The 21,425-nt window shown below is 48.7% G+C and carries 22 protein-coding genes; 16 read left to right on the forward strand and 6 right to left on the reverse strand.

The genetic code is table 11. From position 1 onward, the window contains the following. Nucleotides 1-141: 141 nt before the first annotated feature. The 4 genes from GXP65_RS05115 to flgA all read right to left on the reverse strand — a co-directional run bounded on the left by GXP65_RS05115 (nt 142) and on the right by flgA (nt 2,543). The gene (locus GXP65_RS05115) at nt 142-819 is read right to left on the reverse strand and encodes a lytic transglycosylase domain-containing protein (RefSeq protein WP_079401930.1); all 678 of its coding nucleotides are present in this window, start codon (nt 817-819) and stop codon (nt 142-144) included. Nucleotides 820-865: 46 nt separating this feature from the next. Next, complete coding sequence (locus GXP65_RS05120) at nt 866-1,303, reverse strand: flagellar protein FlgN (RefSeq protein ID WP_045416991.1); 438 nt, start codon at nt 1,301-1,303, stop codon at nt 866-868. Nucleotides 1,304-1,325: 22 nt separating this feature from the next. Beyond that, on the reverse strand, nt 1,326-1,607 hold the full coding sequence (flgM, locus tag GXP65_RS05125; protein ID WP_162092215.1) for a flagellar biosynthesis anti-sigma factor FlgM: 282 nt from the start codon (nt 1,605-1,607) through the stop codon (nt 1,326-1,328). A gap of 138 nt (nt 1,608-1,745) precedes the next feature. Beyond that, entirely contained in the window at nt 1,746-2,543 is a 798-nt protein-coding gene (gene flgA, locus GXP65_RS05130; protein ID WP_162092216.1) for a flagellar basal body P-ring formation chaperone FlgA, read from the reverse strand. A 78-nt stretch (nt 2,544-2,621) separates the two neighbouring features. On the opposite strand from flgA, the gene flgB reads away from it, so the two are divergent. The 12 genes from flgB to GXP65_RS05190 are packed head-to-tail and all read left to right on the forward strand — an operon-like array spanning nt 2,622 to nt 12,624. Beyond that, entirely contained in the window at nt 2,622-2,984 is a 363-nt protein-coding gene (flgB, locus tag GXP65_RS05135; protein ID WP_005432433.1) for a flagellar basal body rod protein FlgB, read from the forward strand. A 2-nt stretch (nt 2,985-2,986) separates the two neighbouring features. Beyond that, on the forward strand, nt 2,987-3,421 hold the full coding sequence (gene flgC, locus GXP65_RS05140) for a flagellar basal body rod protein FlgC (protein ID WP_005432431.1): 435 nt from the start codon (nt 2,987-2,989) through the stop codon (nt 3,419-3,421). Continuing rightward, entirely contained in the window at nt 3,421-4,107 is a 687-nt protein-coding gene (gene flgD / locus GXP65_RS05145) for a flagellar hook assembly protein FlgD (protein ID WP_005535962.1), read from the forward strand. The genes flgC and flgD overlap by 1 nt, the downstream gene beginning before the upstream one ends. Nucleotides 4,108-4,133: 26 nt before the next feature. Then, nucleotides 4,134-5,333: a flagellar hook protein FlgE gene (gene flgE, locus GXP65_RS05150; protein ID WP_005535960.1), complete on the forward strand. Its 1,200-nt coding sequence runs from the start codon at nt 4,134-4,136 to the stop codon at nt 5,331-5,333. A gap of 12 nt (nt 5,334-5,345) precedes the next feature. Continuing rightward, nucleotides 5,346-6,077, forward strand: a complete 732-nt coding sequence (gene flgF / locus GXP65_RS05155; protein ID WP_005435899.1) for a flagellar basal-body rod protein FlgF — start codon at nt 5,346-5,348, stop codon at nt 6,075-6,077. Nucleotides 6,078-6,116: 39 nt separating this feature from the next. Next, nucleotides 6,117-6,902 carry a flagellar basal-body rod protein FlgG gene (gene flgG / locus GXP65_RS05160; RefSeq protein ID WP_005432423.1) on the forward strand — a complete coding sequence of 262 codons (786 nt, stop codon included), beginning with the start codon at nt 6,117-6,119 and terminating at the stop codon, nt 6,900-6,902. A gap of 32 nt (nt 6,903-6,934) precedes the next feature. Beyond that, nucleotides 6,935-7,606, forward strand: a complete 672-nt coding sequence (gene flgH, locus GXP65_RS05165) for a flagellar basal body L-ring protein FlgH (protein WP_005435900.1) — start codon at nt 6,935-6,937, stop codon at nt 7,604-7,606. After that, nucleotides 7,606-8,727, forward strand: coding sequence for a flagellar basal body P-ring protein FlgI (locus GXP65_RS05170; RefSeq protein WP_038895878.1), 1,122 nt, complete (start codon nt 7,606-7,608; stop codon nt 8,725-8,727). Before flgH ends, GXP65_RS05170 begins: the two co-directional genes overlap by 1 nt. Before the next feature lie 10 nt (nt 8,728-8,737). After that, nucleotides 8,738-9,286, forward strand: a complete 549-nt coding sequence (locus GXP65_RS05175) for a rod-binding protein (protein ID WP_162092217.1) — start codon at nt 8,738-8,740, stop codon at nt 9,284-9,286. Next, a complete protein-coding gene (gene flgK, locus GXP65_RS05180; protein WP_162092218.1) occupies nt 9,287-10,660 on the forward strand; it encodes a flagellar hook-associated protein FlgK in 1,374 nt (457 codons plus the stop codon). 12 nt (nt 10,661-10,672) lie between these two features. Continuing rightward, on the forward strand, nt 10,673-11,572 hold the full coding sequence (flgL, locus tag GXP65_RS05185) for a flagellar hook-associated protein FlgL (protein WP_162092219.1): 900 nt from the start codon (nt 10,673-10,675) through the stop codon (nt 11,570-11,572). Between the two features lie 11 nt (nt 11,573-11,583). Further along, nucleotides 11,584-12,624 (forward strand): flagellin, encoded by a 1,041-nt coding sequence (locus GXP65_RS05190; protein ID WP_162092220.1) that lies wholly within the window; start codon nt 11,584-11,586, stop codon nt 12,622-12,624. A gap of 307 nt (nt 12,625-12,931) precedes the next feature. Here GXP65_RS05190 and GXP65_RS05195 read toward each other — a convergent pair whose 3' ends face one another. After that, on the reverse strand, nt 12,932-15,652 hold the full coding sequence (locus GXP65_RS05195; protein WP_162092221.1) for a DUF2339 domain-containing protein: 2,721 nt from the start codon (nt 15,650-15,652) through the stop codon (nt 12,932-12,934). Nucleotides 15,653-15,877: 225 nt separating this feature from the next. Between GXP65_RS05195 and GXP65_RS05200 the strand changes: the two genes are divergently transcribed. The 4 genes from GXP65_RS05200 (at nt 15,878) to GXP65_RS05215 (ending at nt 20,814) form a co-directional block, all read left to right on the forward strand. Beyond that, on the forward strand, nt 15,878-17,671 hold the full coding sequence (locus GXP65_RS05200) for a sodium:proton antiporter (protein ID WP_162092222.1): 1,794 nt from the start codon (nt 15,878-15,880) through the stop codon (nt 17,669-17,671). A gap of 249 nt (nt 17,672-17,920) precedes the next feature. Beyond that, nucleotides 17,921-18,940 (forward strand): type 2 isopentenyl-diphosphate Delta-isomerase, encoded by a 1,020-nt coding sequence (gene fni, locus GXP65_RS05205; RefSeq protein ID WP_162092223.1) that lies wholly within the window; start codon nt 17,921-17,923, stop codon nt 18,938-18,940. Between the two features lie 162 nt (nt 18,941-19,102). After that, a complete protein-coding gene (locus GXP65_RS05210; RefSeq protein WP_005432388.1) occupies nt 19,103-19,366 on the forward strand; it encodes a DUF3012 domain-containing protein in 264 nt (87 codons plus the stop codon). Between the two features lie 266 nt (nt 19,367-19,632). Then, on the forward strand, nt 19,633-20,814 hold the full coding sequence (locus tag GXP65_RS05215; RefSeq protein WP_162092224.1) for a diaminopropionate ammonia-lyase: 1,182 nt from the start codon (nt 19,633-19,635) through the stop codon (nt 20,812-20,814). 103 nt (nt 20,815-20,917) lie between these two features. On the opposite strand, the gene GXP65_RS05220 is transcribed toward GXP65_RS05215, so the two are convergent. Beyond that, on the reverse strand, nt 20,918-21,403 hold the full coding sequence (locus GXP65_RS05220; RefSeq protein WP_011999216.1) for an Lrp/AsnC family transcriptional regulator: 486 nt from the start codon (nt 21,401-21,403) through the stop codon (nt 20,918-20,920). Nucleotides 21,404-21,425: the final 22 nt, after the last annotated feature.

The following is a 21,425-nucleotide window of genomic DNA, read 5'->3' on the forward strand; positions in this document are numbered from 1 at the left end:
CACTGCTCTTTCTTATCTTTGAGATACATTACCGTAACTTTTATGCACGCGTTTGCATCGAGATCACGAGTTTGTAAATTGGCGGAATAGGATCTTGTGTTTTTACGTGCTTCTGACATTGGTAGCTTTTAGTGAGAATGTTCACAATTCCACGAGTGGCGGTAATCGACTAAGGTCTATAAGCGGTTCGGTGTAGGTCGAGGAATGATTCGCAAACAAAAGTAGCGGCTGGAAAGAATCGGTGCGCAGTTTCTGAATACTGACCAAACGTTCCAGCGCGTAAAAGCGATTGACGTATTGCTGAGTCTCTTTCGGCAATGTGAGTGCTTTGAAATCTCGACTGCCAGCCTTCTTTATCGCTCTAGCGACACGGCCTTCGCCTGCGTTATAAGCTGCAAGGGTTAGCGCGATATCTTGATCAAATTTGTTATACAAAAACGCCAAATACGCCAATGCGGCTTTCGTGCTGGCTTTGGTATCAAAACGCTCATCCTGACTATTCGTTACTTGCAAACCAAAGCGTGTTGCCGTGGCAGGGATTAACTGCCAGAGGCCCGCAGCATTGGCGTGCGAGACGGCTTTGGGGTTGTAGGAGGATTCCAGCATCGGCACCAGCACAAAGTTTGCGGGCAGAGATTTTTGCTTAAGCTGCTTAAAAATATGATCGAGTAGCGGGCTAACGGAATCGAGACGTTGGTTAATTTGTGTTTGGTAAGGAGCAAGTACTTGGAATTGTTGCTCGATGGTTTTGTTGTGCGGCTTGGCCAAAGTCAATGGAGACAAGAAGGTCCAGCAAAAAACAAAAAAGCCTACAGTCATCGACCGGGATGGCGGAAGACTCTGTAGGCAAAGCGAGAATCGTTGTTTAGAACGAACGCTCTTCATAAGTGTGTTGCACAGGTTGTTTGAGTTGACTGACTAACTCTTGGAACGCTGCAGAGCTTTGGCCATTGCTCTGATTGTCCTGTTGGCATTGTTTCACCAAGGATCCCAACAGCGTCCATTGTTTTCTCGCTTGCGTACCAATCTTGGCGGGCAAGGCATTGAAAATACGATTCACACCGCTCTCATTACAAGGCAATCCGAGTTTGCGCATTAACTGGCTTCTTTCACTTGCAGAACGGCCAAGCTGATTCAAAATCGGCATTTGTTTTTGAATATTCTCGTTTAGCGCCTCACCATCGAACTTCAAATACAGTGCTTTTTGCTGCTGAATCAGCCCCGATAGTTGCTGGTAGAGTTTGACGTCTTCAGCGATAGAGCGAACAAACTTCTGAATGTGCTGCGATGCCGTCGTTGCCATGCATGACTCCTAGTGCGTTGCGTTACTCGTGACCAGTGTGAAATTGCATTACTGCTTTGGATAATGCTTGGGTATCTAGATTCAGTTCACCACGTGCCAACGCATTGCGAATTTGCTCAACCTTTGCCATGTCTACGTCTGGCAGGGATTTCATTTCTGCTTGAGCGCGATCGATCGCAGCTGTGTTCGCTTGAAATGCCGGCTCGTTAATTTTGCTCGGTGCAATGGTGTCGACTGGCTTTTTACTCGCCTGCTGGAATTTAGTTTGTGGGACATGACCGCCCGCGACCTTGTCGATTTTCATGCTGTTGTCCTCAATCATCATGTTCTAAATCGAATAGGCGACTAGGGTGTGATGAACATTAAATATTTATTTTTTGTACTCGAAGTTCACCTGCGCTGACGAGTGCCTAAATCGAAAAATGATAACCTGAGTCCAAAATCAAAACTGGGTATGCACCTGATTGAGCCCCGTTACGACAGCGCGTATCACTTTGCCAGAACTGGTGTTTTCTACCTCAATCTGCTGCCCCTTCTTTCCTTGTTCTAAAGCGACACCCTTGGTGCTGGCACTAAATCCATCTTTGCTGGCGATGATGATCACTTCGTTGCCTTTCTCGATCAATGGCGGCGAACTTAAGTTGGTTGGGTCAATGATTTGACCTGCTCGAATGCGGCGGGTGCTCTCAAGGCCAATGGCTTGGTTTGTTTTCGTGTAGAAATCGTCTTGGCGTGAAATCGTGCGTGTTTCTGATTTTAAGTTTGAGGCTGAGAGGGTTTCGTTGCGGTCAATTGTGCTGGTGGCGACAAGAACAGAAAGCGTCACCGCTGATTTGATTGTGACATTGATGCGCCATGGAGAGCTCACCGCTTCACAACTGACAGCACGCTTTAAATTGCCAACAGGCAACGGGCGGTTATCGCGTCCTATGATTGCCAAAGGGGCGTCACAAACCGGTAGATGATTGGCAGAGCCTGGCACCCATATTTGATAATCGAGTTGGTAGTTTCCCCATTGACGTGAGTATGCTAATTGCGCCACTTCTTGCTCAAACTGCTCGCCGACAATGGCTTTTAACTCGTCTGCGGTTAGGTTTTTCTCATTCGCTAAAGCATTGACTGAGCTTGCACTCAAAGCCAAACCGCAAAGCAGCATGATTGAGGAAAATCGACCTTTCCCCTTGGTTTGAATGGTTTCCGTAAACCGGAAGCGAGGCTTCCTTCCTTGTTTGTAATTCATTGATATATATAACTAAATTTTATGGCATGCATCTTGTTTTGATCTTGGCGTATTCGAGCCGACTTTAAGGAAAGATGCATGGCGATCACATTCGAAAATGCGTTAGGTGTACATCCAGAGGCACTCAATTTTCGCGTTCAGCGTACCAAAGTCCTCGCCAGTAACCTAGCAAATGTTGATACCCCAGGGTACTTGGCAAAGGACCTAAGTTTCACCACCGTGATGAACCAAATGTCAGCGGGCAGTGTGAACAAACCGGTGCCGAAGTTTCAGGTTGAGGCGCAATATTCGGTGCCTTACCAAAACAGCAAAGACGGCAACACTGTGGAACTGGGCGTTGAACAAGCCAAGTTCACGCAAAACAACATGGACTTTCAAACCAGCCTGACGTTTCTCAACATGAAATTCAGTGGCTTGGCGAAAGTGATTGAGGGACGTTAAACATGTCATTTACTGATATCTATTCGATCACTGGCTCGGCGATGACGGCACAAACCGTTCGCCTGAACACGGTAGCCAGTAACCTTGCCAACGCCGACGCGGTGTCTGCCAATCCGGATGATGCCTACAAAGCACTCAAACCTGTGTTCGCCACTGTGTATCAAAAAACGCAGATGGCGACAGAAAACGGTGTTTATCCGAATGCGGAAGTGCGCATTGTAGATGTGGTGCAGAACGCGGGTCAGGCAGAAAAACGTTTCGAACCTAACAACCCGTTAGCGAACGATGAAGGCTACGTGTACTACCCAGACATTGATGTGGTGTCAGAGATGGCCGACATGATGTCCGCAACGCGCAGCTTTGAAACTAACGTGGAAGTGCTGACGAATGTGAAAAGCATGCAGCAAGGTCTGCTTCGACTAGGGCAGGGCAATTAATGAGTCTCGCACAATATACTGCGCTCTCTTCTGACGCTCCAGTCGCAACTACCGCTAGTGGTGATACCGGCGGCATTTCTGCGAACCCATCGGATATGAACAGCGCAACGTCACTGCAAAACGAGTTTATCTCGCTCATGGTGGCGCAAATTCAAAACCAAGACCCGCTGAACCCGCTTGATGGCACTGAGTATGTCAGCCAGTTAGCGCAATTTTCGCAAGTTCAAAGTACTGAAAACATGTCGATGCTGATGCAAAACAGCATGGTATTGCTCGACAACATGCAGGTGCTTTCAACGGCTGGTTTGGTTGGTCAAACCGTGTACGTCTCTTCGAATGAATTTGAACTTGGTGAAGGCGTGCAAAGTGGCAAGGTCGAGCTAGAACATGGTTCGAACCAAGTGACATTAGTCGTCAAAGATGAGTTCGGCCAATCAACCAAAGTGCCTTTAGGTGCACACGGTGCGGGAGACGTTGAGTTCTCGATCAACCCCGAAGAGCTTGGTTTGAAACCGGGTAAATACACCGTTGCGGTGGAAGTTCAAGAAGGGCAAAAAAGTCCAAATGTTTTGCTGGCAGGCACGGTTGAGCAGGTACGTATTCCTAGCTCAGGTGGCGCAGCACTGGTCAATGTTCAAGGCGTTGGCAACGTTCCTTTCTATCAAATCACTCAGTTTGGTGCTTAACCAAATAAGGAAATCAGAGGTTATTTATGAGTTTTAACATCGCACTTAGTGGTCTGGACGCGACCAACACAGAGTTAAACACCATCAGCCACAACATTGCTAACGCATCAACGTACGGCTTTAAAGGCGGCCGCACAGAATTTGCCGCGGTTTACAACGGCATGCAACCGGGCGGCGTAGAAGTGGCGTCGATTTCTCAGAACTTCGATAAGAATGGTTCGGTGACGGGCACAGGCCGTGCAATGGACTTGGCGATCAATGGCAGCGGCTTCTTCGTGACGAAAGATCACATGGGGCAGATGCTTTACACTCGCGCAGGTGTGTTTGGCACTGATAAGAACAACTTTGTGACCGCAAACAACGGTGCCAAGTTGCAAGGTTACAGCGTAGACAACAATGCGAACCTTCAAACTGGCTCTGTTGGTGACATCAAAGTTTCTACCTCTTCACTTAACGCAAAAGCGACCGATAATCTGGACTTTGTGGCGAACTTCGACGCAAGCGCAACGGCAGTCGATCAAGCCATTTACCCATTCGATTCTTCCGATCCAAACTCATTCAATTCTTCTTACACCACTAAGGTGTACGACTCACTTGGTAATTCGCACACGGTCACTCAGTACTTCACGAAGACATCAGATAACGAATGGCAAGTGAACGTGGAAGTCGACGGTGCACCAACGACGCCAGCAACGGCTCAAACGGTTCAATTCAATACTGACGGCACGCTAGCTTCGCCAACGGGTTCTTTTAACGTTGCATTCCCAGCAGCGGGCGCAAACGCAATGAGCATTGATATCAGCTTGAACGGTAGCACTCAGTTTGGCGCTGCGTTTGGCGTGAGCACTAACAACCCGAACGGTTACACCTCAGGTGAGCTTGCGGGCGTTCGAGTGGAAGACAACGGCATGGTTTACGCGACTTACACCAATGGCCAGTCTCAGCTGCAAGGTCAGGTTGTGCTTGCGGATTTCGCTAACACGCAAGGTCTATCGAAAGTGAGCGGCACGGCTTGGACACAAAGCTTTAGCTCAGGCGCGCCAATCATGGGTGTTCCGGGTACAGGAACATTGGGTGACTTAACACCGGGTGCGCTAGAAGGCTCTAACGTTGACTTAACCAGTGAGCTAGTTGCGCTTATGACGGCGCAGCGTAACTACCAAGCGAACGCCAAAACCATTTCGACCAACGACAAGCTGACTCAAGCTCTGTTCAACGCGGTGTAATGGGAGAGTCGCATGGATAGCTTGTTATTTACTGCCACGTCGGGTGCGAGTCGAGTTCTTAAGGCTCAGCACGTACGTTCGAACAACTTATCGAACGCTGACACCGCAGGTTTCCGTGCCGATATGGAACGCGTTCGCAGCGTTGAGCTACAAGGTGCAGGCTTTGATGGTCGCACCATGGTGGTGACTAACTCAGCCGCAACGCGTTTTGATTCTGGCGACATCATGAAAACCGGTCGTCCTCTGGACGTGGCGATCATGGGCGAAGGCTACCTGACCGTCGAAACGCCAATTGGCAATGAAGCTTACACCCGAGCGGGCAACATCAAAGTCGATACCTTTGGCGCAATGAGCATCAATGGCTTCCCAGTTGTCGGTGAAAACGGACCCATCGTTGTACCTGATTTTCAGAAGATTGAAATCAGTGAACGTGGCCGTGTTTCTGTGATTCCTCCGGGTGGTGGTGCAGAAGTGGAAGTGGGCACTTTGAAAATGGTGAAACCACCAATCAACCAACTGCAAAAAGAGAGCGACAGCTTACTACACAGCGTAGATGGTGTGCCTTTCCCAGCGGATGAAACCGTGCAGCTATCTCCAGAGCACATTGAGGGCAGTAACGTTTCTGCCATTGATGAACTGCTGAGTGTGATGTCGCTAACACGTAACTTCGAAATGCAAGTTCGCATGATGAAAACCGCAGAAACCTTGGCGCAAGCCGGAAACAAATTGATGGCGGCGAGATAACCCTCTCACCAAGAGATTCTCGTCCAAAGGAGATAACCAATGCATTCAGCATTATGGGTAAGTAAAACGGGCATGGCAGCTCAAGATACCAAAATGACTGCCATCTCTAACAACCTAGCGAACGTTAACACGGTCGGCTTTAAGCGTGACCGCGTGGTGTTTGAAGACTTGTTTTACAGTATTCAGCGTCAGCCGGGCGCGCAAGTCGACCAAGTGAATGAACTGCCAAGCGGTGTTCAGCTTGGTTCCGGTGTTCGCGTTGTGGGTACGCAGAAAGTCTTCACTCAAGGCAACACACAAAATACCACTCAAGAGTTGGATTTAGCGGTGATGGGGCAAGGCTTCTTCCAAATCGAAAACTCTGACGGTCAGATCATGTACACCCGTAATGGTCAGTTCCACATCAACTCAGAGGGTTTGATGGTCAACAGCCAAGGTTTGCCACTAGAGCCGCAAATTCAAATCCCAGACAACGCGATTTCGTTCTCTGTGGGTGTGGATGGCACGGTAACAACCACATCGGCTGACGACCCAACACCGCAGCAATTGGGGCAAATCACGCTGGCGAAGTTCATCAACCCAGCTGGTTTAGAAGCCGTTGGCGGTAACTTGTTCCGTGAGACAGAAGCAAGTGGCCCTGCGGATGAATTGATTGCAGGTGAAGACGGAGCAGGCAGCATCAAACAGGGCGCTTTAGAAGGCTCAAACGTGCAGGTAGTGGAAGAGATGGTCGACATGATCACCACTCAACGCGCGTACGAGATGAACGCCAAAGTGGTTTCTGCCGCAGACGACATGCTGAAGTTTGTCGCGCAATCGATGTAAGTAAGAAATTGGTGATGATGAAGGAAAAAGCAATGAAATGGCTTTCGAAGAGTTGGGCAGTTGCCGTCGTGTTGCTGGTGGGATGTGCAGGGCGTCAGGAGTTTATTCCACCTGAGCCAAACACAGAGGAATACGCGCCGCCAGTGCTGGATTACACCTTGCCAGAAGCCAAATCCGGCAGCCTTTATCGTCACCAATACACTATGACGTTATTCCAAGACCGTCGCGCTTACCGAGTGGGCGATGTCTTGACTGTGCAGCTTTCTGAAGAGACCGAGTCGAGCAAGAAAGCGGGCACTCAGTTTGGTAAAAGCTCTACCGTTGACTTTGCTACGCCAACTATTGGCACCAAAACCATCGATGAGTTGGGCGTGAGTATTGATGGCAGTCGTAATTTCGATGGCAGCGCATCTAGCTCGCAAGGCAACAAGTTACAAGGCGCGATCACCGTGACTGTGCATGAGGTACTGCCAAATGGTGTACTTCGCATTAGCGGTGAAAAGTGGCTCCGACTCAACCAAGGCGACGAGTTTATTCGCCTAACAGGTATTGTGCGTGTTGATGATATCAACCGCAGCAACCAAGTGTCTTCTCAACGTATTGCGGATGCTCGCATTACCTACGCTGGTCGTGGCGCATTAGCCGACAGCAACGCAGCCGGGTGGCTGACTCAGTTCTTCAACAGCCCATGGGTACCATTCTAATGAAGCCAATCAACGCATTCTTTACTTCTTTCCTATTGGCTCTGACCTTGGGACTTCCTGCCACTTCACAAGCCGAAGTGGAAATTCCGATCATGGACTTGGTGGATGTACAGGGCATCCGAGAAAACCAATTAGTCGGTTACGGTTTAGTGGTGGGCTTGGCCGGTCAAGGCGACCGTAACCAAGTGAAATTCACCGCTCAATCGATTACCAACATGCTGCGCCAATTTGGTGTTCAAATTGACGACAGCATGAATCCGAAATTACGTAACGTGGCGTCAGTGAGCGTTACCGCATCCGTTGACCCAATGGCGGGACCGGGTCAAACACTGGACGTAGTAGTTTCCTCTATCGGTGATGCGAAAAGTTTGCGCGGCGGTACGTTACTGCTTACGCCGTTGCGCGGTATCGATGGTGAAGTGTATGCCATTGCTCAAGGTAGCGTGGTTGTTGGCGGTCTGTCAGCCGAAGGCAGAAGCGGCTCTAAGGTAGAAGTAAACACACCAACCGCAGGTCGCATTCCAAACGGAGCAACGCTAGAGCGAGAAATCGAAACCGACTTTAACCAACGCGATGAAATTACTCTGAACTTGCGTAAACCAAGCTTCACAACGGCGAAAAACATCGCCCGTGAAATCAACAATACTTTTGGTCCAAACGTAGCGAAAGCGATCAACAAAGCGCGAGTAGAAATGCGTGCACCAATGGACACCCAACAGCGTGTCACCATGATGTCGATGTTGGAAGAAATGAGCGTAGAAGAAGGCCGTAAACCAGCTCGAATCGTCTTCAACTCACGTACGGGTACGGTGGTGATTGGTAAGAACGTTAAGGTTGGTGAAGCGGCAGTAAGCCACGGCAACTTGACTGTTCGAATCTCTGAATCTCAACAAGTCAGCCAACCGAACGCGTTTGCTGATGGTGAAACCAAAGTCGTGGATCAAACCCAAATCGAAGTAAACGAAGAGCAAGCGCAAATGGTGATTTGGCCTCCGGGTACGGAACTGAACACCATCGTCAATGCTGTAAACAGTTTAGGCGCAACGCCAACGGATCTGATGTCGATTCTGCAAGCATTGAACGAAGCGGGCGCGCTGAATGCTGAGCTAGTGGTGATTTAAGGAGTTAGCGATGAAGTTAGATACGAGCGGCGATCAAGCACAACTCAATACCATGCTGTATCACGACAACAGCGCCCTAGCGAGCATCAAGAAAAGCCGCGATCAAGAAGGCGCTCTTGAAGTGGTTGCGGGTCAATTCGAGGCGATGTTCCTACAAATGGTGCTACGCCAAATGCGAAGCAGCAGTGATGTATTGGCCGACAAAGACAGCCCGTTTGCTAGCCAACAACAAGGCGTGTTTCGCGATATGTACGATGGACAATTGGCGATGGAGTTGGCGAAACAACAGAACTCCGGTATCGCCAATATGTTGATCCAGCAACTTAGCCCTTCAATGCGAGAAGTGGCGTTCGACCAATCACGAAATGTCTCTCCGGCGAACGATGGAAAAGTGGTCAGCCTTGAACGCGCATCACAACTTGAAAACGATGAAATCGCGATGAAGAGCGATGCAGTTAATCCCACGCTGCAAGCGGTCGCCTCTGTTAAACAAGTGCTCGGTGAAGCCGGAATGACGACCGCATTTACTCAGCCGCTGATCAGGAAAATGGAGCTGTAAATGAACCTTGTTAATATCGCCCTTTCAGGCTTAAACGCGAACCGTGTGGCGTTGGATGTGACCGCGCAAAACGTGGCAAACATCAATACGCCCGGATACAGCCGCCAACAAGCGCTAACCGCATCCGTAGGCGACGGTAAGTACAACAAGCTAAGCCCAGGCATGGGTGTTGAAGTGACGAGCATTCGTCGTGTCACAGACCAGTTCTTGGTGAAGCAAACGTGGTCCACCAACAGTTTAGCGGCTTATTCGGCAGGTTATACCACCGCTATGAGCCAGCTTGAGAACACGCTTGGCGCGGATGGATTTAGTGTTTCTGCGGGGTTAGATTCCCTTAATGCTGCGCTTAATGATGCCACAGTAAAACCAGAATCAATCCCATACCGTCAGCAGATCATTAATGAATCAGAAGCGTTGGCGCGTCGTTTCAATACGTTAACTGAGTCCCTTCACAATCAGCATAAAGACATGAGTGATCAGCGCACTGCGGCGTTGAACCATGCCAATAGCTTGATGGCGAACATTGCGGATGTGAACAAGCAGATTGTCGAAATGCAAGGCACAGGCGGTAACCCAGCACAGTTGATGGACACTCGCGATGTGCTGATTGGCGAGCTTTCTCAAATCGTTGAAATCAAAACTACCGATCAACCAGACGGCAGCATGCAGGTGACACTCGCTTCTGGTCAGCCTTTGGTTATGGGTTCGGATTATGGTCAGCTGACAGCGAAGCCAGACCCAAGCGACCCATATCTTGCGGATTTGAGTGTCGATTTCGCCTCGCAAAGCTTTGTCATTGACCACTCGGTAGGCGGTAAGTTGGGTGCGATTAACGATTATCAAACCGATGTGCTTAAGTCAAACCAAGTCGCTTTGGATGACATGGCAAAAGCATTGGCGGATGAATACAACGCTGTGCTGGCGACAGGGCAAGATCTCAACGGTAATCCGGGCAAGCCATTGTTTAGTTACGATCCGGCAAACCCAGCAGCAAGCCTAACCATTACTGATATCAGTGCGGAGGAATTAGCGTTCTCCAGCGATGGCACTCCGGGCAATGCAGATGTGTTGAATGACTTGATTCAACTGAGTAATAAGCCGGTTTCAGTCACTGGCTATGGCTCGCTGAGCTTAAACGATGCGTTCACCGCAATGGTTGGTGAAACGGCGATCAAAGCACGCCAAGCGGAAGCGGATTATGAAGCTAAAGCGGCAATGAACAAACAAGCGCATGCCGCGCGCGACAACGTCAGTGCGGTGAACAGCGATGAAGAAGCGGCGAATCTGATGACATTTGCTAACGCACACAACGCCAACATGAAAGTCATTAGCACCGCTAACCAGCTTTTCGACTCTGTATTGCAGTTATTCTAAAAGGAACCCGAGATGCGAATCAGTGACAGTCAATTTAGCCAAATGATGCTGCAAAGCCTGCAAACCAACAACGCAGGTTTGGGGCATGTTCTTCAACAAATGGCCACGGGTGACCGACTAACCAAGCTTTCTGACGATCCTATGGCGTCGATAAAGCTGCTGAACCTTGAACGTGAAAACAGCGCGATCGGCCAGTACCAGAGTAATATCGCCAATCTGAAAACCACACTTTCTGCTCAAGAAACCCATTTGGATTCGGTCAACGAGAGCTTGAAGAGTGTGCGTGATTTGGTGCTTTGGGGCGCGAACGGTACATTAACCGATGAAGATCGTAGTGGCATGATCATCGAGCTTAAAAGCTACCGTGATTCGATTGAATCCTCATTCAACGCGCAAGATGAAGAAGGCCACTACCTGTTTTCTGGCACTCAGACGGACACGCCGGCGGTGAGCAATGTAGGCGGTGCGTACCAAGTTGATGGCAACAGCGATAAGCGTGTGGTCACCGTCGCGAAGGGCGTGACCATGGATTCTAACATGACGGCAAAAGAGATTCTGGAACTTGGTGGTGGCGATAACGTATTGAACCAAATCGATGCTTTGATTGCAGAATTTGAGAACCCGAGTCCGAATTTTCAAGCGGAAGTAGACGCTAGCTTATCTGCCATTGATGATACCTTGGCGAACGTACTGGGGGCGATGACAGAAATTGGTGGTCGCCATAACAACCTCGACCTAATGGACAGCGCGCACGGCGAAAACAAGTTGTTCGTTGATAAGGTGACCAGTGACTTATCGGCATTGGATTACGGTGAGGCGTCAGTACGTTTGAGCAACTACATGGCGGCGTTACAAGCAACGCAAGCTAGCTACGTGAAGATCAACGATCTCAACCTGTTTGCTCGTATTTAAGGAAGTTTTATATGGTGATGAGCACAGTAGAGGTAAGACCCCATAGCATACGCTTAGGTGGGCAAGAACAAGCCTCTATCATGCCAACCCGCTCAGCGGATTCGAGCAGTGCGATTAAACCGCGTCCTACGCAAGTTCAGGCTGACACCGCGTCAGCCTATTCCGTTTCTGGCATTCAGCTTACTCAAGGTCAGCAACAAGCAACTGCAGTGCAAATCGCTTCTAAATCGTTGCAAGTGATCGGTAAAGAGCTGACTCAAATCAAGCGAGGTTTGACCCAAGCTGTCAACCAAGGCGTGCAGAATGTTCCCGGTCTACAAGAAGGGTTAGTACGTTCTAAAGCGTCGATTCAGCAAGTGGTTGAACAGGCACGCTTTGACAGTCAGAAAGTGATTGATAACGAACTGCGCCTCAAACTGGATAAAGCGGATATTCGCCGTTTCTCCATCCCCGGTTTGAACGTGCAACGTTTGAGTGAGAAAGCCGAGCAAATCCGCTTAGACTTTCCGCAAGGCCAATCGGTGATGATCCAATTTGATGGTCAAGCCGATGGTGCGCGCACCGTGAAAATGCTCGACCGCAGTTTGATTGCGATGGGCATGCGAGCGTCACTGGCAGAAGACGGCACCATTTTGTTTGAAGCGCGCGATACGGCATATCAACAAATGCAGCAAAAGGTGCTAGTGACGGGTGAAGGTCATCGTTTTCCTGCAGGGCAAGCGAATGTTCTGAACCTAAAATCAGAACCGGATGGCATCGCTGAGTTGAGCTTTGATTTAGGCTCTCGTGATGGCATTAAGCAAACCATCGCCAAAGTGAATCAGCACATAAGGCAGGTGCAAACCAGCTTGGAAGAAGCCAAAGCGTTTCACGGTGAGTTGAACTCGCAAATGCGTACTGTGCAGAGCCAATCCAAGCAGTTAAGTGCTGCTGGTGTCAATGCGAAACTCGATGGCTTTATGGCTACTTCTGGTCAGTTTAGCTCGACATTCCAAGCACTGAATGCACAAGCGAATGTTCGTCGTCATACTGTTGTGGCGCTGTTGAAATAACTCTTTATTTGAAATAGACCCAGTTGAAATAGCGCGTTAAGAACACTCCAAGATTCCCTTCTCAATTCATCGGTGGTTGCGTAACCCAGAAAAGAGTTGGGAATCACCTTTCTAGTTCGCGATTAAAAGAGAGATTCCAGACACTTCGTTCCTCAGTTCTGGAATGACGATCTTTGGATATTGAGTTCTATGAACTTCGTCAGTCACGCATTCCGCCTTAGAATTCGTCAACCGCTCAATACTCTTCTGGGTCATTCTCGAGAGCGACGAAGGAGCGACGTCGGGAATCTCTTTCTAAGCTCAAACCCTATTCCGCGTGCTCGGCAGGCTCTGCGACCGAGCGATGGAGTTTTTGAAATAACCATCCTAATCCAATCAGTGATGCCCCTAGGCCCAAGAAACTGATCGCACGCCAGAAGCCATCCAATGAGCGAACATCCCACAAGAACACCTTAAGTGCGACGCACGCCAACACGGCTAAACCAATGCGCTGAATCGTCATTGCTTTGCGTGTTGCGCCAACCCAAGTCAGCAAGCCTCCGACAATCAAACCAGCAATCGAGTAAGTAAACAGCTCTGCCATGCCAGTTGGCTGAGCTAGCGTCATAGAGATAGGTTGCCAGAACTGGCGAATCGACATACCTAGCCAAACGGCCGCTAAGATAAGACCAAAGCTGGCAACAACAGGACGTGGGATCTGCAATGTGTTCCAACGCTTATAAGTGGTTACTAGCAAGACAACCGCAGGCAGCAGCCAGCCAAGAGACAGCATGTTGAACACAGGCATGGATTCCGCGGAAACATTATTGACCACCAACGGCGATTCAAGGCTATTGAGCAGCATCATCAGCACAACAAAAGCGCCCCAAAGTAGATAGCTGTATGCTTGATAAACGCGTTCTAGTTGCTGAGCAAACTGGCTGCGATAGCTGTAAACCAACCCCATCACTAATGCTTGGTTAGCAAACACAATCGCCGAAGTGAAATCGATGTAGCCAAGGTAGCCGTATTGTCCCGTCAGCCAGTAGTTGGTTTGGGTGAACACCGCCATCAAGAACACGTGTAAAAACGCCCCTTCAAACCAATTGGCGAGTTCTGTATCTGAGCGATGTAACACAGTGCGAGCGTAAGCAAGAATCGCTAACGACGGCAGGTAACTGATCAGCACCCAAGCCCAGTGTCCCGCATTAACAGGCTGCCACTCTGGAATAAACGGAAACAGCGTTAGACGTACGACTAAGATGCCCATGGCGACTTTGACTGCCCAACTCGCTGGGCGGAAAACATTGGCTTGAGTCTGCAACGCCATAACCGCCACTTGAATCGAAATAGCTGTCGTGAGCCATGTGTCATTCAGCCAAACGAAAGCCGTTCCGGCAATAATGGCATGCATGATTGCAGAGCATTCCAGTGCCAACGCTTTGAACCTTTGTCCAAGTAAGGCGTAGTAAACCGCAACTGCAGCGGTGAAGAGTGTCCAACCTAAAACATGACGGCTCATGAACTCGTAGTTGTAGAGCAGGGTAATCAAAGTCATTGCAGGGGTGAGCACAAGGAAGAGGATGCCCGTTAGTTGAGAGCGATCTCCTCCGAGTGTCTGGAATAATGTTCTCAGTGCAATCAAAACAATACTAATGCCGAGCGCGAGCAGTACTGGCGTTTGTCCTTCAGCCATGTAGATAGATTCAAGCGCAATAGAAAGCAGCATGATTGCGGTAGAAGGAACCAATATCGATGGTAAATAGACTCTTAATGACCAAGTTTTACGAATGGCGGGTAGCCAAATCATGGCAGTAAAGAAGGCATAGAAGTAAATCATCTCAGCGGTATCAACGCTAGACATGCGAGCTAATGCCGACAGCACTAATAATGTCATCGCGAGAGCAATACCTGTCGGTGGATGTGTCCATCTGCCTTGGCAATGACGGTAACGCGGTTTGAGCATCCAACCCATTCTTGGCACCGCAAACAGCAGGTATAAACTGAGTGATAGGAAGATCGCAAGCCATGAGAAAAGTTGCTCTATCGGCATGCTCTCAATCAGTAACAGCATCCACAAAATATGCGGCACGGTAATCGATGGTGAAATCCAAGCGTGTCGGATCTTTTGCATCAGTAGTGTTGCGGCAACTGAAATTGCAGTGATGTAGCCCGCGAGTAAGTAATAGTTGGGCTCTGCACCGCCAATCCAAAGTGGTGCTGAGTAACCACCGATTAAGCCGAGCACGGCCATCAAAGGCCCTTGGCGCAGAGAAAGCGCTAAGCTCGAAAATGCCGCGCCCGCCAAGATAACCAGTGATGCACCGGGTGATAAGAGTTGATAGAAGACAAACGCAAAAATCACCGTGCAGTAGATGCCAGTTAACCCTGTCCCGGTAATGGCAGCAGGGACGTAGGTAAAGCCTTTCGCTCGTTCTGCTCGGTCTGGGGATTTTTGTTCACGGCGGTGGAACCATTCACCTGCTATCACGGTAGCAAGAGAGATGGAGAATGCGATGGTCACGCGCATGATTGGAGAGAACTCAATGTGGCTGCCAATCACTTGTACGAGGTAACCGCCACCAATCAACATGGCGAGCGCACCAACCCAAACCAACCAGTTTTCTTGGATGTTGGTCAGCAGTTTATTGGTTTGTTTCTCGAACACGGACTCACTGCTCTGCGCCAGCTCACCGATATGGACTTCATCGGCTGAAGGGAGGCTCGGTTCAACAATTGGCTGTGGCGCTTGTTTCGCTGCTAGAGGCGCAACTTCCGACTCAGACTCCGGTGCTGGTGCTGGTTTATTAGGTTGTGTAGCGTGTTCAGTTGGCGTTGGAACATGTTGTGACTGAGGATCATCGTGTTGCTCAGGTTTAAAAGTCGGCGATGCGCCTTTCTCAAACCAACGCGCACGAAGCTCTGCCAGCTCTTTATGAAGCTGAGACACTTCGTCCTCTAGCCTCGATATTCGACTGACAGCTTTCAACGTGATGAGCATGGCGAAAATCGCCAAGATAACCGCTAATGAGATAAACAACTGCTGCACTCCCTATCCGTTGTTTGAGAATCCTTAACTTTGAGCAACTTAGCTAAGCTTAGTTCACTGTGTGACAAGCTAACGGGATATACAACACTGAACAAGAAATTTGAGAGAAAGTCGCATATTTGAACGAAAACTGGCGGAGCATCCACACTAAACTAATCTTTTTTATAGAGTTAATCGGTTTTGGGTGAAAGCTCACCAGAACAATAACAAATTAGGTGATGATAAATGCAAGTGGGCAACGAAGCGCTGGTGCTGTCGGCGGTTGGGGTAATAGGTTTAGGTTGTCAGTGGTTAGCGTGGCGAATGCGCTTGCCTGCCATTCTCTTCTTACTGTTAGCGGGCATCATTGTTGGCCCGATCCTGCAATGGCTCAACCCAGACGAGATTCTTGGGGACTTACTTTTCCCCTTAGTTTCCCTCGCGGTGGCAGTGATTCTGTTTGAGGGCAGCTTAACCCTGAATTTTAAAGAGATTCGCGGCGTAAGTGGCTCTGTTTGGAGCATCGTCTCTGTCGGTGCAATCATTTCTTGGGTGGCCACCAGTGTGGCAACGCACTACTTTCTTAATTTTACTTGGGAGCTCTCAATCTTGTTCGCCAGTTTAACCGTGGTTACTGGTCCAACGGTGATTGTGCCGTTGCTGCGAACCGTGCGGCCAACCTCAAAACTGGCCAATATTCTGCGTTGGGAAGGCATACTCATTGACCCGTTAGGTACGCTGTTTGTGGTGATGGTGTACGAGTTTATTGTTTCGCACAATGCGGTTAATAGCGTTGAAGTGTTTGCTACTATCATTGCGGTAGGTTTGATTATTGGTGCTTTGTCTGGTGCTGCTGTGGCCACCATTTTGCGTAGAGCTTGGTTGCCGGAGTACCTTCAGCCGTTTGCGGTATTGATGGTGGTACTCGGTGTGTTCTCGATATCTAATCAGATGGAATCGGAAGCGGGCCTACTGACGGTCACCGTGATGGGGATGTGGTTAGCGAACGCTAAGGGCATCAACATTCAGCAGATCCTCCACTTCAAAGAGCACTTAACCATCTTGTTGATCACTGGATTGTTCATCTTCCTAGCGGCACGCATCAGTCTGGATGATTTCGCTGCGCTTGGTAGCGGTGCGGTGTTGCTGTTTGTTTTCATGCAGTTGGTTTCACGTCCACTTTCAATTTTCGTTTCAACCATTCGTAGTAACTTAACCTTCAAAGATAAGCTGTTCCTCTCATGGGTTGCGCCGCGCGGTATCGTGGCCGCGTCCATCTCGTCTCTGTTTGCTATCAAGCTAACAGAATACGGTATTTCAGAAGCTATGCTGTTGGTGCCAATGACCTTCATGGTGATCATCGGCACGGTAGTGCTGCAAAGTGCGACGGCTCGGCCTGTTGCGAAAGCGTTGGGAGTTGCTGAGCCGGCGCCAAGAGGCTTCCTATTGATTGGCGCAAACCGAGTGGCGCAAGAGATAGGTAAAGCGCTGGCGAGATACGATCGCAAAGTTCTGCTCACCGATTCGAACTGGGACTACATTAGCCAAGTTCGCATGTTGGGCTTGGACCATTACTACGGCAATCCGATTTCTAGCCACGCCGATGACAACTTGAACCTAATTGGTATCGGTCAAGTGGTGGCACTGACGCCAGACCAACATTTCAACATCATGGCTTGTATGCAGTTTGTCGGCGAGTTTGGCGAAGATAAAGTACATTGTCTGCAGAAAAACAAAACCAACGGCAGTGAAAAACACTCGGTTGCGGAAGAGTATCACGGCAAACTGCTGATGGGTGGCAATGTTAGTTACGCCCAAATGGCCAGTTTGTTGAGCCAAGGTGCAGAAATCAAACACACCAAGCTAAGTGAGAGTTTTACCTACCAAGATTACCTTGAGCACCACAAAGACAATCTGGTGATTCCGCTTTTCCATGTTGAAGAGAAAGGCAGAATTCAATTCTGTGATGATCCAGACCAGTTCACGCCACCTATAACCAGCACGGTGGTGGCGCTTATTCAATCGGTCGAGACTCAATAGCTCAAACGAAGTGTAGAACTGCCACTCTTGGTACATCGGAGTGGCAACATTGTTAATCGTTACCCAAGCTTAATAGAGCAGTGAGGCGCAGTGTTTTAAACGCAGTGCTTCGATATGCTTTCTTAGTCATAAAGCGAGAGCACACAAGGCTCGATTCGGTAAATAAATTGTTCAATTTCCGAATTTTCGCATTGACGGCAATGACAAGGATCGCAATACTGCGCGACTGTTTTACTTTAGGGTGACATTATGGCTCCGCAATCTAATCGCAAAGACTTACATCTAGACGCTGTTTTACATCATGACATGAACATGAAAAGCAAAACGGCGGGCTTTGAGTCTGTCGAATTCGAGCATTGCGCATTGCCTGAATGTGACTTTAACGCCATCGATCTTTCGAGTGAGTTCCTTGGTCACTCATTGGCACTGCCATTTTTGATCAGTTCAATGACTGGCGGCGCAAAAGATGCAGAGATCATCAACTGCCGTTTGGCAGAAGCGGCGAGTGAAATGGGCATTGCGATGGGGGTTGGCTCGCAGCGAGTGAGTCTAGAAGACAGCCTTCACTCAGGTTTGGGCAAAACCATTCGTGATCTCGCTAAAGGCGTGCCTTTGTATTCCAACTTGGGTGCCGCTCAATTGAGGGACAAACAGCGATTCGATAATGCTCAGCGTGCGGTGGATTTTATCCAAGCAGACGCTTTATTCGTGCATCTCAACCCGATGCAAGAAGCCTTTCAGCAGAATGGTGATCATGATTGGATTGGTGTACTTAAATCGATTGAGCAACTAAAACAGCGCGTCGATGTACCGATGATCATCAAAGAGGTCGGCTTTGGCATCAGTGGCGTGGTGGCTAAACAACTCGTCGAAGCGGGCGTGGATGCGATTGATGTCGCGGGCGCTGGTGGTACAAGTTGGTCTGCAGTTGAGGGTTACTGTCAGACAGACAATAAAATGCAGCGCGCAGCTGAATTGTTCCGTGATTGGGGCATTCCAACGGCTAAGTGCTTAGAGCAAATTCGCGGCCAATACCCTGACTTACCTTTAATTGCATCTGGTGGCGTGTATAACGGCTTAGAAGCTGCGAAAGCGGTACATCTTGGCGCCAATCTTGTTGGACAAGCCGGAGCGGTGCTAAAAGCCGCAACAATCAGCACAGAATCTATCGTCGAGCACTTTGAACAAATGGCATTAGAGCTGCGTTTAGCGTGCTTTGGTACAGGTTCTGCGAATCTTCGAGCACTGACTCAAGCTCGTCGTCTTTAAACTTCATTACTCACATTCACTGACTTATCGATGCAGTTAGATTGTATTTGCTGAATTTTGCCTCCTTTACGGAGCGAGAGTCGACAAATTGTCGTTGGCTTAACACGAGCAGTGATATTTTGGGTATAGTTCATTCATCAATTGAAAGTGGAACCTGAATTTATGAAAAAACTGGTAATGCTACTGCTAGCGGCAACAGCGCTAACAGCATGTTCTGACGAAGTAGGTACAGAAGCTTGGTGTAAAGACATGCGTGAAAAGCCAAAGACAGAATGGACAACAGACAACGCAGTTGATTTCGCGAAGCATTGTGTTCTGCAAGATGGCATCGGTAGCGAACAGTGGTGTGAAGACCTAAAAGAAAAACCAAAAGGTGAATGGACGGCAAACGAAGCAACAGGCTTTGCTAAGCACTGCGTGTTCTAAATCTCTCCGCACATCAATTCTTTAATAGAAAGTAACAATGGAATCCATCGTATTGAATTAATACGGTGGATTTTTTGTATCCAATAAAAGAAAGCCCTTGTGCGGATTTTCCTCACTCTGTATCAAGTTAATCATCGAAAACCGCGTTTTACCCTAGCACAAGGCATTTAAGCTGCATCTAAGCTCGTTAAACTTTAATGGTTGGCAATTTCATATCGCATCGCCGTATGAAGTTGAATATAAGAACAATTTAAGGACGAGCATCTATGCAGTTATTGACGGGTAAACTGAGCCACTTCTCCAATCCCTTATCGCGCTCTAGTCTTACGTATTCTGACGAACAAAGAGAGATTCTTAATCTAGAAGACGCACGACTAGCGATCGACAGTATTTCTCAATGGCCGGGTTATGTGGCCACGCCCTTACATTCATTAAACTCAGTTGCGGATCAGATCGGGGTTTCGTGCTTTTGGTATAAGGATGAATCACAAAGATTTGGTCTTAAAAGTTTTAAAGCATTAGGCGGTGCGTATGCCGTAGCTCGTCAATTACAAGATGTGATTATGCAGCGTTATGGTAAGAAGCCGACGATACAAGCGTTGCTACAAGGTGAGTGGAAGTCTGAAGCTGCCGAAATCGTGGTGAGCTGCGCCACCGATGGAAATCATGGACGCTCTGTCGCATGGGGAGCGCAAATGTTTGGCTGCGGGTGCGTCATTTATATTCACAAAGATGTTTCCGAGGGTCGTAAACAGGCCATGGAAGCCTTCGGTGCACAAGTTGTTAGAATTTCCGGTAACTATGATGAATCGGTACGTTTGGCTGATAGTGAAGCCAAAGTTCATGATCGTGTGATTGTCTCTGACACTTCTTATGAAGGTTACATGGAGATCCCTAAAGATGTCGCGCTTGGCTACACTGTGATGCTGTCTGAAATTGTCGAGCAACTTGATGGGGATATTCCAACTCATGTGTTCGTGCAAGGTGGCGTCGGCGGGTTAGCCTCTGCGGTTTGCGGATACTTCTGGGATCTTTGGGGAGCGCACCGCCCAAGGTTTATTATTGTCGAACCGGAGCAAGCCAATTGCCTGCAGAAAAGCGCGCAAGCTGGTAACCCTGTAGTGGTTGAAGGCGATTTAGAGACCTTGATGGCCGGTTTGGCTTGTGGCGAAGTCTCTACCTTAGCGTGGAGTATTCTTCATAATGGTGCCGATGACTTTATGACGTTGAGTGAAGATGCCATTCCTCAGGCTATGCGATTTTTGGCCCATGGAGAGAATCGTATCGAAGCAGGGGAGTCTGCGGTTCCGGGGTTTGCGGCAGCAGTAATCGCTCGTCAAGATGGTGGCTATTCACAAGCACTTGGTTTGGGGGCAGAAAGTAAAGTACTAGTGATAGGTACAGAGGGGGCAACGGACCCTGAACTCTACCAACAGTTGGTGAAATGAGCCCCGAGTTTGTTTCAAACCATCTGATGGGTGAAATCATTATACGGCGCTTGCAAGGAAGCGCCGTTTTTATATCCATCATTGACTGCTTTTTCTGCTCTTGTCATTGGTCATCAATTGGGATTGTAAGCCCCACTTTCACGTTATCCATCACCACGTTGGTTTGAAAGCTTTTGATGTTGGCATTGTCGAAAAATGCTTCTCGTGTAAATTTGTCATAACCTTCCATGTCTGCCGCAGTGACAATAAGAATAAAGTCTGAACTTCCAGTCACATAGTAACACTGTTGTACCGAACGATTTGCGGTCATCTCTTTCTTAAAATTGTGCATCAAGTCGACTCTTTCTCTTTCCAACGTCACTTGCACAACAAAAGTCATGGTTTGGCCTACAGCCTTGGGGTTAACAACAGAGATATCGGCTTGTATTACCCCTTGAGCTCTCATGCGCTTTAATCGACGCTGAACCGCTGCTGGCGATAGCCCAACCTGATCAGCAATAGTGTCTGATGTCGCTCTATTTGAATGCTGGACAATGTCGAGAATTTTTCGGTCGAAACTATCGACGGAAAGTGGTGGCGTTGACGTCATGACGATCGATTCCTTTCTGCCT

Source organism: Vibrio sp. LB10LO1 (genome assembly GCF_010092875.1).
GTDB classification, from domain to species: Bacteria; Pseudomonadota; Gammaproteobacteria; order Enterobacterales; family Vibrionaceae; genus Vibrio; species Vibrio campbellii.